The 13,197-nt window shown below is 59.9% G+C and carries 12 protein-coding genes and 2 pseudogenes; 9 read left to right on the top strand and 5 right to left on the bottom strand.

Translation table 11 applies throughout. The annotated features are described in order from the left end of the window. The 4 genes and pseudogenes from gcvH to HJC04_RS32005 all read left to right on the top strand — a co-directional run. Window positions 1–363: a glycine cleavage system protein GcvH gene (gcvH, locus tag HJC04_RS30420; RefSeq protein WP_210631201.1), complete on the top strand. Its 363-nt coding sequence runs from the start codon at window positions 1–3 to the stop codon at window positions 361–363. After that, window positions 363–3,227 carry an aminomethyl-transferring glycine dehydrogenase gene (gcvP, locus tag HJC04_RS30425; RefSeq protein WP_221123370.1) on the top strand — a complete coding sequence of 955 codons (2,865 nt, stop codon included), beginning with the start codon at window positions 363–365 and terminating at the stop codon, window positions 3,225–3,227. The genes gcvH and gcvP overlap by 1 nt, the downstream gene beginning before the upstream one ends. 209 nt (window positions 3,228–3,436) lie before the next feature. Further along, on the top strand, window positions 3,437–4,477 hold the full coding sequence (locus tag HJC04_RS30430) for a GH25 family lysozyme (protein WP_210631199.1): 1,041 nt from the start codon (window positions 3,437–3,439) through the stop codon (window positions 4,475–4,477). After that, window positions 4,476–4,700, top strand: a pseudogene (locus tag HJC04_RS32005) (hypothetical protein); the annotation flags it as partial. The gene HJC04_RS30430 and the pseudogene HJC04_RS32005, both read left to right, overlap by 2 nt. Here HJC04_RS32005 and HJC04_RS30435 read toward each other — a convergent pair. After that, window positions 4,636–4,947: pseudogene (locus tag HJC04_RS30435) on the bottom strand (arginase family protein); the annotation flags it as partial. The pseudogenes HJC04_RS32005 and HJC04_RS30435 overlap by 65 nt on opposite strands. 96 nt (window positions 4,948–5,043) lie before the next feature. On the opposite strand from HJC04_RS30435, the gene HJC04_RS30440 reads away from it, so the two are divergent. Continuing rightward, window positions 5,044–6,207 carry an aminotransferase gene (locus HJC04_RS30440; RefSeq protein ID WP_210631198.1) on the top strand — a complete coding sequence of 388 codons (1,164 nt, stop codon included), beginning with the start codon at window positions 5,044–5,046 and terminating at the stop codon, window positions 6,205–6,207. Here the strand turns inward: HJC04_RS30440 and HJC04_RS30445 are convergent. The 4 genes from HJC04_RS30445 to hutC all read right to left on the bottom strand — a co-directional run bounded on the left by HJC04_RS30445 (window position 6,184) and on the right by hutC (window position 9,856). After that, entirely contained in the window at window positions 6,184–6,723 is a 540-nt protein-coding gene (locus tag HJC04_RS30445; protein ID WP_210631197.1) for a flavin reductase family protein, read from the bottom strand. The two genes, HJC04_RS30440 and HJC04_RS30445, sit on opposite strands and share 24 nt — an antisense overlap. Further along, a complete protein-coding gene (locus HJC04_RS30450; RefSeq protein ID WP_210631196.1) occupies window positions 6,720–8,075 on the bottom strand; it encodes an LLM class flavin-dependent oxidoreductase in 1,356 nt (451 codons plus the stop codon). Before HJC04_RS30450 ends, HJC04_RS30445 begins: the two co-directional genes overlap by 4 nt. A gap of 114 nt (window positions 8,076–8,189) precedes the next feature. Beyond that, window positions 8,190–9,119 carry a LysR substrate-binding domain-containing protein gene (locus HJC04_RS30455; protein ID WP_221147770.1) on the bottom strand — a complete coding sequence of 310 codons (930 nt, stop codon included), beginning with the start codon at window positions 9,117–9,119 and terminating at the stop codon, window positions 8,190–8,192. A 29-nt stretch (window positions 9,120–9,148) separates the two neighbouring features. Beyond that, window positions 9,149–9,856, bottom strand: coding sequence for a histidine utilization repressor (gene hutC / locus HJC04_RS30460; protein WP_210631622.1), 708 nt, complete (start codon window positions 9,854–9,856; stop codon window positions 9,149–9,151). A 223-nt stretch (window positions 9,857–10,079) separates the two neighbouring features. Here hutC and HJC04_RS30465 point away from each other — a divergent pair, with 223 nt between their 5' ends. The 4 genes from HJC04_RS30465 to HJC04_RS30480 all read left to right on the top strand — a co-directional run bounded on the left by HJC04_RS30465 (window position 10,080) and on the right by HJC04_RS30480 (window position 13,105). Next, entirely contained in the window at window positions 10,080–10,913 is an 834-nt protein-coding gene (locus HJC04_RS30465) for a transporter substrate-binding domain-containing protein (RefSeq protein ID WP_405047675.1), read from the top strand. A 97-nt stretch (window positions 10,914–11,010) separates the two neighbouring features. Beyond that, a complete protein-coding gene (locus tag HJC04_RS30470) occupies window positions 11,011–11,652 on the top strand; it encodes an amino acid ABC transporter permease (protein ID WP_210631193.1) in 642 nt (213 codons plus the stop codon). Next, window positions 11,649–12,317: an amino acid ABC transporter permease gene (locus HJC04_RS30475; RefSeq protein ID WP_210631192.1), complete on the top strand. Its 669-nt coding sequence runs from the start codon at window positions 11,649–11,651 to the stop codon at window positions 12,315–12,317. The genes HJC04_RS30470 and HJC04_RS30475 overlap by 4 nt, the downstream gene beginning before the upstream one ends. Then, window positions 12,314–13,105 (top strand): amino acid ABC transporter ATP-binding protein, encoded by a 792-nt coding sequence (locus tag HJC04_RS30480; RefSeq protein ID WP_210631191.1) that lies wholly within the window; start codon window positions 12,314–12,316, stop codon window positions 13,103–13,105. The genes HJC04_RS30475 and HJC04_RS30480 overlap by 4 nt, the downstream gene beginning before the upstream one ends. Window positions 13,106–13,197: the final 92 nt, after the last annotated feature.

Consider the following 13,197-nt stretch of genomic DNA (forward strand, 5'->3'; position numbering starts at 1 on the left):
ATGCTGAAATTTACCGCTGAACATGAATGGCTCGAGCTCGACGGCGATGTCGCAACCGTCGGCATCACCACCTATGCCGTCGAACAGCTCGGCGATCTCGTCTTCGTCGAACTGCCGGAAGTCGGCAAGAGCTTTGCGAAGAACGACGATGCGGCAACCGTCGAATCCGTCAAGGCGGCCTCCGAAGTCTATTGTCCGCTCGACGGTGAGATCACCGCGGTCAACGAGGCAATCGTCGCCGATCCCTCGCTCATCAACTCCGATCCTCAAGGCGCCGGGTGGTTCTTCAAGCTCAAGCTCAAGAACCCAGCCGATGCCGACGGCCTGCTCGACGAGGCCGCCTACAGGGAGCTCACCGCGTAATGACGACGCCGACCGAATTCCAGTTCACCGACTATCAGCCCTACGATTTCGCCAATCGCCGGCATATCGGCCCCTCGCCGACGGAGATGACCGAGATGCTGAAGGTGATCGGCTATAGCAGCCTCGACGGCTTGATCGATGCGACGCTACCACCCGCCATCCGCCAGAAGGCGCCGCTCGTCTGGGGGGCGCCGATGACCGAGCGCGAGGCGCTCGACAAGCTGCGCGAGACCGCCAACAAGAATAAGGTGCTCGTTTCGCTGATCGGCCAGGGTTACTACGGGACGATCACGCCGCCGGTCATCCAGCGCAACATCCTGGAAAATCCTGCCTGGTATACGGCCTATACGCCTTACCAGCCGGAGATCAGCCAGGGCCGCCTCGAAGCGCTGCTGAACTACCAGACAATGATTTGTGACCTGACCGGCCTCGACGTCGCCAACGCCTCGCTGCTCGACGAGGCGACCGCCGCCGCCGAAGGCATGGCGATGGCCGAGCGCGTCTCCAAGTCGAAGGCGAAGGCCTTCTTCGTCGATGCCGACTGCCATCCGCAGACCATCGCCCTCATCCGTACCCGCGCCGAGCCGCTGGGCTGGAGCGTCATCGTCGGCAATCCCTTCACCGATCTCGATCCGGTCGATGTCTTCGGCGCGATCTTCCAGTATCCTGGCACGCATGGTCACGTGCATGACTTCACCGGCCTGATCTCCCGCCTGCACCAGACCGGCGCAATCGCCGTGGTCGCAGCCGACATTCTGGCGCTGACGCTGCTGAAATCACCTGGCGAAATGGGCGCCGATATCGCCATCGGCTCCTCGCAGCGCTTCGGCGTTCCCGTCGGCTACGGCGGTCCGCATGCGGCCTATATGGCGGTCAAGGATGCCATCAAGCGCTCCATGCCCGGCCGCCTCGTCGGCGTGTCCGTCGATTCCCGCGGCAACCGCGCCTATCGCCTGTCGCTGCAGACCCGCGAACAGCATATCCGCCGCGAGAAGGCGACCTCCAACATCTGCACCGCCCAGGTGCTGCTTGCCGTCATGGCGTCGATGTATGCCGTCTTCCACGGCCCGAAGGGCATCAAGGCAATCGCCCAGCAGGTGCACCAGAAGGCCGTGCTGATGGCCAAGGGCCTGGAGAAACTCGGCTACAAGGTCGAGCCCGAAAGCTTCTTCGATACGGTCACCGTCGATGTCGGCCACATGCAAGGCCTGATCCTGCGCGCCGCCGTCGCCGAGGGCGTCAATCTGCGCAAGGTCGGCGAAACCGGAATCGGCATCAGCCTCGACGAGCGCACGCGCCCCGCGACGCTCGAAGCAGTCTGGCGCGCTTTCGGCGGCAATTTTGCCATTGCTGATTTCGAGCCATCCTACCGCCTGCCGAAGGACCTGCTCAGGACCAGTGATTATCTCACCCACCCGATCTTCCACATGAACCGGGCCGAAAGCGAGATGACGCGTTACATCCGCCGGCTCTCCGACCGTGACCTTGCGCTCGACCGCGCCATGATCCCGCTCGGCTCCTGCACGATGAAACTCAATGCCACCGCGGAAATGTTGCCGATCACCTGGCCGGAATTTTCCGACATCCATCCCTTCGTGCCGGCAGACCAGGCGCTCGGCTATCGCGAAATGCTTGATGATCTCACGGAAAAGCTCTGCGCCGTCACGGGCTACGACGCCTTTTCCATGCAGCCGAATTCCGGCGCGCAAGGCGAATATGCCGGCCTGCTGACCATCCGCAACTACCACATCGCGAACGGCGAAGGCCATCGCGACGTCTGCCTGATCCCGACCTCGGCGCACGGCACCAACCCTGCCTCGGCGCAGATGGCCGGCATGAAGGTTGTCGTCATCAAGGTGCGCGAAAACGGCGACATCGACATGGAGGATTTCCGCGCCAAAGCCGAGGAGCATGCGGCCAATCTCTCCTGCTGCATGATCACCTATCCCTCGACGCACGGCGTGTTCGAGGAGACGGTCAAGCAAATCTGCGAACTGGTGCATCAGCACGGCGGCCAGGTCTATCTCGACGGCGCCAACATGAACGCCATGGTCGGCCTGTCCCGCCCCGGTGACATCGGCTCCGACGTCTCCCACCTCAACCTGCACAAGACCTTCTGCATCCCGCATGGCGGCGGAGGCCCCGGCATGGGCCCGATCGGCGTCAAGGCACATCTGGCGCCCCACCTGCCGGGCCACCCTGAAACCGACGGTCGTCCGGGCGCGGTTTCAGCAGCCGCTTTCGGCTCCGCGTCGATCCTGCCGATCTCCTGGAGCTACTGCCTGATGATGGGCGGCGAAGGCCTGACGCAGGCGACCAAGGTGGCGATCCTCAACGCAAACTATATCGCTGCCCGGCTGAAGGGCGCTTATGACGTGCTCTACAAATCGAAGACCGGCCGCGTCGCGCATGAATGCATCATCGACACGCGCCCGCTGGTCGACAGCGCCGGCGTCACCGTCGATGACGTCGCAAAGCGCCTGATCGACTGCGGCTTCCATGCGCCGACGATGAGCTGGCCTGTATCAGGCACGCTAATGATCGAGCCGACGGAAAGCGAGACCAAGGCCGAACTCGACCGCTTCTGCGAGGCGATGCTGGCGATCCGCGAGGAAGCCCGGGCCATCGAGGAAGGCCGCATGGACAAGGCCGACAACCCGCTGAAGAACGCCCCGCACACGGTGGAAGACCTTGTCGGCGAATGGGATCGTCCCTACAGCCGGGAACAGGCCTGCTTTCCGCCCGGCGCCTTCCGCGTCGACAAATACTGGTCGCCGGTCAACCGAGTCGACAATGTCTATGGCGACCGCAACCTGATCTGCACCTGCCCGCCGGTGGAAAGTTACGCAGAGGCGGCGGAATAACAGCAATTGCACAAGCCCTCCCGTGCCGTTCGGGAGGGCTTGCACGCCGGCATTGCACAGGCGGCGAACGGCGGACTGAACCCGGCCCCTTTTCAAGGCATTGGATTCAAATTTAACCTTTCTTAGCAAGTGTCTGTTAGCAATTTCAAATGGGCGGTTTTCCCTACCGGAAACGTCGCCATCGATCTTGGTTTTGCGTGCAGGTTCTTATGCGTCCATCGGCTGTATCAGCAATTCTCCTCGCCGCCGTGATCCTGTCGGGATGCTCTACAAGTTCCGGCGCCGAAGATGTACTCACCCCTGTGCCGTCGAAGGAAACTACCAACGCCATCACGAAGCCGAGCGGCCCGATACCGGCCGCTGCCGTTGGCGACGCCGCCCCGCAGGCAAGCCCGCCGCAGGAAGCATTGAGCTGGACCGGACCGGTTCCGGAACCTCAGGCGCTGGTGCCGACGGAGAGACCGGTCGGCATGCCGATGCCGACGGAACGGCCGGTTGCGATGTTGATGCCTGCCAATCCGGGGATTGATCCGGATGCCGGCCCGAAATCACCGACGCGCTCGCGAATTTATAGCCACCGATTCCGCGACGCCAAACCGATCAACTTCGGCTCGACCTCACCCCGAAAGCTCGCCGTGCATGGCGTCGACGTCTCGCGCTGGCAAGGCGAGATCGATTGGGACACTCTGCGGCAGCAAGGCGCGAATTTCGTCTACATCAAGGCGACCGACGGCGGCGATCACCTCGATCCGATGTTCAGAAAGAACTGGCGCCGGGCCAAGGAAGCAGGCCTGAAACACGGCGCCTATCACTTCTTCTACTGGTGCCGGACAGCCGGCGAACAGGCCGACTGGTTCATCCGCAACGTTCCTAAGGAAGCCAACGCGCTTCCGCCCGTCATCGACGTCGAGTGGAACGGTGAGTCGAGCTGCAAGCGCCGCATCTCCCCGGCTCGGGTTCGAGAAAAGATGCAGGTCTTCATGGACAAGCTCGAGCGTCATTACGGCCAGCGCCCGATCATCTACACGGCGCCGGATTTCTATCGCGACAATCTGAAAGGTCAGATGCTCGATTATCCCTTCTGGCTGCGCTCGGTCGCCGCTCACCCGTCCAAGGTCTATCCCGGCCGCAAATGGCTGTTCTGGCAATATTCCGGCTCCGGCCTCTCCGACGGCGTCGACGGCAAGATCGACCTCAACGTCTTCAACGGCAGTGAAAGCGATTGGCACAACTGGGTGGTGTCACGTTAATCTCGACAGCCTGAAAGCCCATGTCCTTGCCTTCGTCACAGCCTATTACTGTGCCAAGCACCTCAAGGCTTTGCGGTGGCGAACGCCCTACCAGGCAATCTGCGATGCCTGGACAAAAGACCCCTCAATCCTCAAAATCAATACGCACCAGTTCATTAGGGGCCGATCCTTTCTATGGCGCGAAGCGCTCTCGGTCCGAAACGGGGGCCCGGGCGGTTGGTGACGCCGAGATCCATGGGTATCCCGGTGATCGCAACCTGGAGATTGCCGAAGTCCGGCTCATCGTCTGCGACCTGCATATAGGGTGCGCTGAGGAATGTCGGTACGCCGGCATATGGCGCCAGTCTCGTGCCGTTCTTGGAGATGATCTTCTCCGCCACTTTCCGAAACCTCTCATCGAATATCTCACCACCATTGGCGTCCGCGAAATCTGCGCGCATCTGTTCGAGTCGGTTTTTGTCCCACACCATGAGCATATGTCTTCGCTTCGGTCCCGTCTCAGGCGACAAAGGGATTGAGAAGGTAATTGGTATCGTTGTAGCAATTGCTATCAATGAGAAATCGACATGATCGCTGCAAAACCCAATTTACGTGTTTCCCGACTCTCTGCCCCGCCCATTCCTTCCGTCATTGCCTGGAGCCGCGAATATAAAGGCAACAAGGGGCCGCTCATCGATCTATCGCAAGCCGTACCCGGCTATCCCGCCCATCCGGAGATGCTTCGCCGGCTTGCCGAGGCGGCCGGACAACAGGCGATGACAGGCTACGGTCCAATCGAAGGCGAGCCCCTGTTACGCAAGGCCTATGCAGCACATCTCGCCGCGCTTTACGGCGCCGACCTTTCCGAAGGCAATATCCACATCACCGCCGGCTGCAATCAGGCGTTCATGTGCGCGGCGATCGCCCTTGCTGGCGCGGGCGATACGGTGGCTCTCACCAATCCCTTCTATTTCAATCACGATACGACGCTGTCGATGCTGGGAATCGGACGTCGATTGGTTGAGTGCGATCCTGCCAGCGGTTTTCTGCCTAACCCGAGTTCGACCGAAGCAGCACTTGCGGCCGGCGCCAAGGTGCTGGCAGTCGTCTCACCCAACAATCCGACCGGAGCGGTATATCCGCCAAGCCTGCTGCACGAGCTTTTAGTTCTTTGCCGGAAGTATGGCACCTGGCTGATCCTTGATGAAACCTATCGCGATTTCCTGGGCGAGGATTACGGCCGGCCGCACTCACTCCTGTCCGAGCCGGGTTGGGAGGACACGGTCGTCCTTCTTTACAGTTTTTCGAAATCCTTTTGCATCCCCGGCCACAGGCTGGGTGCCATCACGGCAGGACCCAAGCTCGTCGCCGAGATCGCCAAGGTGATGGACAATATGCAGATCTGCGCACCGCGCTCGGCTCAGATCGCCGTTGCATCGGCTATCCCCGCGCTTGCCGATTGGCGGGCCGGCAACCGGCTGGAAATCGCGCGCCGGGCGGATGCGTTAAAGCTGGTCTTTTCCAGCTTGCATGATTGGGAAATAGGAGCGATCGGCGCATATTTCGCCTTCGTCCGTCACCCTTTCGCCGATCGATCATCTTCAGAGATCGCCGAAAGACTCGCCAGGGAATCGGGCATCGTCTGTTTGCCCGGCGCCTATTTCGGCGAGAGACAAGAGCATTACCTCAGACTTGCCTTTGCCAATGCGGATGTTGCCTCGATAGGGCTATTGTCGGAGCGGCTCCGCTAGAACGTGGCAATCGACCTCCGCCGGAAGTTCACGATAGCCGCCGCGCCAATAGATGAGCGGCCCTATGCCTTGTCGGACTTGGATGGCGCAAATATGCCCGATCAGAATCGCATGGGAATGATGGTGGAATTCCGTTTCGAGCTTGCAGTCCAGCACGGTAAGAGCGTTTTCGAGAACGGGCGCGCCAGTCGTGAGGCGATACCATCCCGCATTACCGAAGCGTTCCACGCCCTTGCGTCCGTCGAAACCTGCAAAGGATTGCGCCACCTGCTGCTGGTCGGCCGCGAGCACGTTGACACAGAAACAGCCGTACCGCTGCAATACCGGCCACGAGGAAGATGCGCGGTTGACACTGACGATGACGGAGGGCACCTCCGCCGACAATGAAGAGACCGAGGTTGCGGTGAAGCCGGTGTGGTCTTGTCCGTCGCCGACCGTGATCACACTGACCGCACCCGCCAGATGACGCATCGAAAGCTTGAAATCTGCTTCGCTGATCAAAGCCGCTGCACTCATCGGGCCGGCGTCTGCGTTTTGGCAAAACGGTTTGCCGGCATTGAAAGACCGAGGTTTTCGCGCAAGGTCCTTCCCTCATATTCCTCGCGGAACAGACCGCGGCGGCGAAGCTCGGGCAGGACGAGCCCCACGAAATCCTCGAGGCTGGACGGCAGAGTCGGGAACATCAGGATAAAGCCATCGGCGGCCCGCGTCTCGAACCATTCCTCCATAAAGTCGGCGATCTGGGTGGGCGTACCTGTAATGCCATTTCCGGTATGCTTCTCGGCATAGTGCCGGATGAGCTCGCCGACGGTATGGCCGCTCCTGACGAAACCGACCAGTTCGTCGAACAAGGCGCGTGAACCCTTCGGCGCCGCCGGAAGCCGATCCATGGGGAAGGGCTTATCGAGCGGCACGTCGCGCAAGTCCGCTTCCAGGAATTCGGAAAGCATTAACCGGCCGACATCAGGATGCATCTTGTCGATCAGATAGTCGACCTTCGCCTTCGCCTCGGCTACCGTTTCACCGACGTTGAGAACGATGCCCGGCATGATCTTCAGGTCGTCGGCATCGCGCCCATAGGCCGGCATCCGGCTCTTGACGTTTTCGTAGAAGGCCCTGTTCCGCTCGATATTCGACGCGAGGCTGAAGACGATCTCGGCAGTGCGCGCCGCCATGTCCATTCCGGGTTCTGAACCGCCGGCCTGGGCGATGACGGGACGGCCCTGGGGCGTTCGCGCAATGTTGAGGGGTCCGCGGACCTGGAAATGCTTGCCTTTGTGATTGAGGGTGTGGTGCTTGTCCTTGTCATAATAGACACCGTTTTCGCGGTCGAGAAGCAGAGCACCTTCCTCGAAGCTGTCCCAAAGGCCGAAAACGACATCGACGAATTCGTTGCCGCGCTCATAGCGTAGCGCGTGCGGATCAAGTCCCTCGCGATTGAAGTTGTAGCCGGTTTCGTCATGGTCGGAGGTGACAACATTCCAGCAGACGCGCCCGTTGCTCAGATGGTCGATCGAGGCGAACAGGCGGGCGACATTGTATGGCTCGTAATAACTTGTCGACACCGTCGCAACGAGACCGAGATTGCTGGTCGTGACCGCCAATGCTGATAGCAGTGAGAGGGGTTCGAAGCGATTCATCTTGGTCGGAATACGGGCAAGCGCATTCGGATCACCGACGGCGGCAGCCGGAGAATCCGCCATGAACATGAAATCGAACTTGGCCGCCTCGGATCGTTTGGCGACATCGAGCAGATGGGCGAAGTCATTGGCGCCGCCGACATCGCTGGCCGGATGCAGCCACGAGGCTGGATGAAAGCCGAAAGTGTAGACGAAGGTCCCAAGTTTCATCTTGTCAGTTCGCGCCATCGAGCTCTCCCCCTTATGCATGCTGCCGATTGAAGGTGGCCGCGCAAATTATCACCAGGCGCAAATTTTCATCAACATCGCGGCGCTAAGGTCCGTTTTAGATTTTCTAAACGTTCACTTGGGGGCTGACACCAAAGCTTGCTGACGGGAAATGGCGACGAGCCAGTCGCGGAATTCGCGGCCGCGCGGCTTTTGCAGTGCCGCGCGGTCCCAGGCGAGAAAGTAGCTTTCGCGCAGCGGAATCCGCATATCGACGGGAGTGACGAGCGTCTGCGCCTCGAGCTCATCTGATATCATCGACATCTGCGCGAGGACGACGCCACGCTTGTTGACGGCTGCATCGATCGCGCTGCTCGACAGGGTAAAGGAGAGGCCGGGCGTCGACGCGTCGAACGGTATACCGGCCATGGCCGCAAACTCCGCCCAGCTTGGGTAAGGCGTGAAGTGCCTTTCCCACTCGACATGCAGAAGCGGCTGCTCGAAGAGATCTCGGGCCGCGTGCGCGCGATCCTGCATTAGCGACGGCGAGCAGACAGGCACGACCCAATCGCGAAACAGTTCAGTATAATGGTCGTGCTGCAGGACGTCCGACCCGTAGCTTACGCGGAAATCGACATCGTCGAAACCAATCCTGGGCTCCTTGTCCCGTCCAATAATTCTCACTTGAACATCGGGGTGTAGGGCCTGCCAGTCGAAGATTCGCCTGCCGATCCATTTGTTGACGACGGAAGAAAGTGCGCTAAGGACCAGCGGCGTCTCGTTGCGTGCCCTTTCCAATAACTGCTGAGCGAACGCAAATTGCTCAAATCCCTTCGAAATCTCCTGATGATAAAGCCGGCCCCAGGCGGTCAGCTCAACGGTTCGCCCGCTCCGCTCCAGCAGCGAAACTCCAAGAAAACTTTCGATCTTGTGAATTTGCTGGCTGATTGCCCCCGGCGAGACCTTGAGCTCCAGTGCCGCAGCCGTCACGCCGCCGCAACGCCCCACCGCCTCGAAGGCTTGCAGACCCTTGAGCGGGATCGTCTTGAAGCGCTCATCGATCACTTGCAGAACCTCCCGTGGTGTGCGCCAACTCAATTTGCCATCGGATGAAACGTCCCTGCGAACTGGAACCGGTCGCCTGGATGGGTAATCTCAACATATGTCACCGTCCGGCCGTTCTGCCAGGTCTGCCGGATTAGGCTAAGGCACGCCTGGCCTCTTTTTATCTCCAGCATTCGCGCCGTCGCCGTATCGGCCGAGACGGCGCGGATGACGTGTTTGGCCTTGGACCAGGGAACTTCTGCAAGCAGCCATTTGCCGGGCGGGATCGAGGCGAAGCTCTCGTCGCGCGCACGTGGGACGGCGTCGAGCATGATGATCCGCCGTTCGATGGCATTGGGTCTGCCGTCCACGATATGCAGGCATTGAAGCCTGAGTATCTCCGCATCGGGAGCTTCCGACAGCTGTTGTGCGTCCGTTTCTCCAAGGCGTTCGACTTTACGGGTGAGAAGCTCGAAGCGGTGTTCGTGCCCGGCCAGTTCCGCTTCGGTGCTGATATCCTGAATATCCATTACCGTGCGGTCGATCTGGGGCGACGCAACAAACGAACCGGTCTTGCGCCTTCTGACGATCATGCCGCGCTCGACCAGAGCCGACAGTGCCTTGCTGACGGTCATGCGCGAGCATTGATATTCCGCGACCAGTTCATGTTCTATGGGAATACGGTCGCCGGGCCGCCAATCGCCGCTAATGATCTTCGCCTCGATATCCATGTAAATGCGCTGATAAATCGACACCAAGTCCACACCTCGTTGGGCGTCACTATCAAAGTGCCGGAGCGGTCGCGTCACGCCGGCAAAGATTGCCGCCACCCGGCACAATTTTTGCGTTCCTTGACTTTTACATTGACACTCTAGGCCAGCCTATATCTATTTGTATAGTCAAAAGCGGAGCATAAAAATCCGCGCATTGAAATCAAAATCGGGAACAAAACTCCTCCGTCGGAGGAATAAAACTGGAGAGATGATCATGAAGGCAAAGTCACTGCTGACGGGTCTGGTCGGCGCTGCGTTCCTGTTAGGAGCAGCCTTTTCCGCCCACGCAGCCGATACGCTGGCGGCCGTCAAGGCAGCCGGCACGCTCAAGGTTGGCACCGAAACGGCTTTCGCACCGTTTGACTATATCGACGCCGGTGAACATACGGGCCTGAACGTCGACCTTTTTGCCGAGATCGGCAAGGAACTTGGCGTCAAGATCGAGTGGGTGGCACTTCCCTGGGACGGCGTCTTCCCCGCGCTTGAGGCTGGCAAGTTCGATATCGTCGCAGGTCCTGCAACGATCACCAAGAAGCGCATGGAGCGCTATCGCTTCACGCCGCCGATCGCCGAAGCGACGATTGCCATCCTTAAGAAGGCCGGCGACACGACGATCAGCAAGCCGGAAGACATTGCCGGCAAGACGATTGGTGTCGGCAAGGCAACTGCCCAGCTCGACCAGCTGAAGGAATTCTCCGACACGCTGCCGACCAAAGTCGATGTGCGCGAATATCCTGCCTTCACGGAGACCTACGCCGATCTCGCAGCCGGCCGTATTGCCGGCGTTGCCAATTCGCTCCCGAACATCGCCTTTGTCGCGAGCCAGCGAAAGGGCACTTTCGAAGTTGTCCTGCCGCCTTTCGGAAAGAAGTCCTATTTCGGCTTCATCGGTCTCAAGGACGCCGATCACGCCCCGCTGATGGACGCGGTCGATGCCGCGATGCTCAAGATCAAGGCAGACGGGCGTATGGCAGAGCTGCAAAAGAAGTGGTTCGGTGCGTCTTTCGACACACCGGACGCTGTCAAGGATCCGGCATTCTAATCATTGCCGGTGAAATGCTCGCGCCCCGCCATCGGTCGGGGCGCAATTTGCCGTGCGAACAGACGTCACGGCCGCAGCACGCAGGCAAGTACCGCCCATGTCCACCAAACTTTTCGAACTTCTTCTGCAAGCTTCGATCTACACGGTCACGATCAGCGTGGTTTCGATTCTGATCGGCTTTGCGATCTCGATCATTGTTTCCGCCATGCTCCTTTCGCGGCAACGGCTTTTCATGCTGCTGGGGCAGGTTTTCATCAGCTTCTTTCGCGGCGTACCGCTGCTGGTGCAGCTGTTGCTGATCTACAACCTTCTGCCGGTGATCGGCATCAACGTGCCGAGTATCGTTGCGGCCGTCGTTGGCCTTTCGCTGTGCACGGCTGCCTATCAGGCTGAAAATCTGCGCGGCGGTTTTGCCAGCGTCCCCTCGGGCCTTGTCGAGTCCGCCGAGATGGTCGGTCTCACGCCCATGCAGATTTTCCGCCGGATCAAGGCGCCAATCGCTCTGCGGCTGACCTTTCCGGCGCTCGTCAACGAAGCGATCCTTATTTTGAAGGCTTCTTCGCTGGTCTCCGTTGTCGGGATCGTTGAGCTGACGCGCATGGCCCAGGACCTTGCCGGCAGCACCTTTCTGCCGCTCGAAATCTTCGCTTCCGCCGGTCTGATCTACCTCGCCATCAATTGGATCGTAGCGCTTGCCGGCGGTCTGATCGAGCGCTCCCTGCCGGGAGCACCGCGATGACGTTCGATATCAATGTGATTTTCAGCCATTTGCCGGAGATCGCCAGCGGTGCCTTCGTGACAATCGTTATCTGGATCGTCGCCGCTCTTGCCGCTGCCGTTCTGGGTTTCCTTGTCGCTGTCGCGCGGCGTTTTGGCGGGGTGCTCTTCGACAGGGCGTTCGGGATTGTCATCGCAGTGCTGCGCGGCACGCCCTTCCTCATTCAGATATTCCTCGTCTACTACGGCGGCCCCTTCGTTGGATTGTCGCTCAATCCGATCCCAGCAGGCGTCGTCGGCCTGTCCATCTACGGCGCGGCCTATTTCAGCGAGATATTCCGCTCGGGCTTTGCCGCCGTCCCGAAGGGGCATATCGAGGCGGGTCTATGCGTTGGGCTGACACACACGCAGATCGTCAGGCGCATATTGCTGCCTGAGATGACCATGCTGGTGCTGCCGCCTTCGCTCAACATGACGATCATCCTCATGAAGGAGACGGCCGTGTTGTCGATCATCACCGTGCCGGAACTGACGGCAACACTGAGCGCCATCGGATCGCAGCAATATGCTTTTGTCGAAGCGCTTTTTGTCCTCGCCCTCTTCTACTGGGCGCTGGTCGAAATCACCGGCTGGCTCGGTCGTCTCGCCGAAACGAAACTCACCAGATTCAGGTTTTTCAACATATGAGCGTTCCCGCGATCGCAGTCAAAAATCTAGTCAAGACGTTTGGCGATTCCACCGTGCTGAACGGTATCGATCTTGATATCGCCCAGGGACAGGTTTCCTGCGTGATCGGTCCATCAGGATCCGGCAAGAGCACGCTGCTGCGCTGCATGGCGTTTCTGGAAGAATCGACAAAGGGCACCATTGCCGTCAATGGCGAGGTGCTCGGCTTTGCGGAAAATGCGAAGGGCGTAAGGGAGCGATTGCCGGCCGCCGCAAATCGGCGGATTCGTGCCCAGATCGGCATGGTTTTTCAGCAATTCAATCTCTGGCCGCACATGACGGCGCTCGGCAACGTCAGCGAGGCGCTGAAGACGGTTCACAAGATGAACCGCAAGGACGCGGAGGAGCGGGCAATGGCCCAGCTCGCCAAAGTCGGTCTCGAGGGTCGGGCAAACCACTATCCGTCGCAACTTTCGGGAGGACAGCAGCAGCGTGTTGCTATCGCGCGGGCCCTGGCTCTCAACCCGAAGATCATGCTCTTTGACGAGCCAACCTCATCACTCGATCCCGAACTGACCGGCGAAGTGCTGAACGTCATGCGCGATCTCGCCGCCGAAGGCATGACAATGGTCGTCGTTTCCCACGAGATCGGGTTTGCCGCAACGGTCGGCCAGCAGATCATCTTTCTCGATCACGGCAAGGTGCTGTTCACCGGTCCGCCGCAAGAGGTTTTCAAGCGACCGCGAAATCCCCGCCTCGAACAGTTTCTTGATACCTACATCGATCGCGGAGCCTCGATGCTGCTGTGATGCCCCTCTTTCCGTATCCGGGAGCGGGCAAAGCCTCACGCAAGTGTCGATCACGCGTATGGCGCCGTGCCGTTTCGGAGCAAATATGATGG

It is taken from the genome of Rhizobium sp. NLR8a (assembly GCF_019685235.1).
Lineage (GTDB): Bacteria > Pseudomonadota > Alphaproteobacteria > Rhizobiales > Rhizobiaceae > Rhizobium.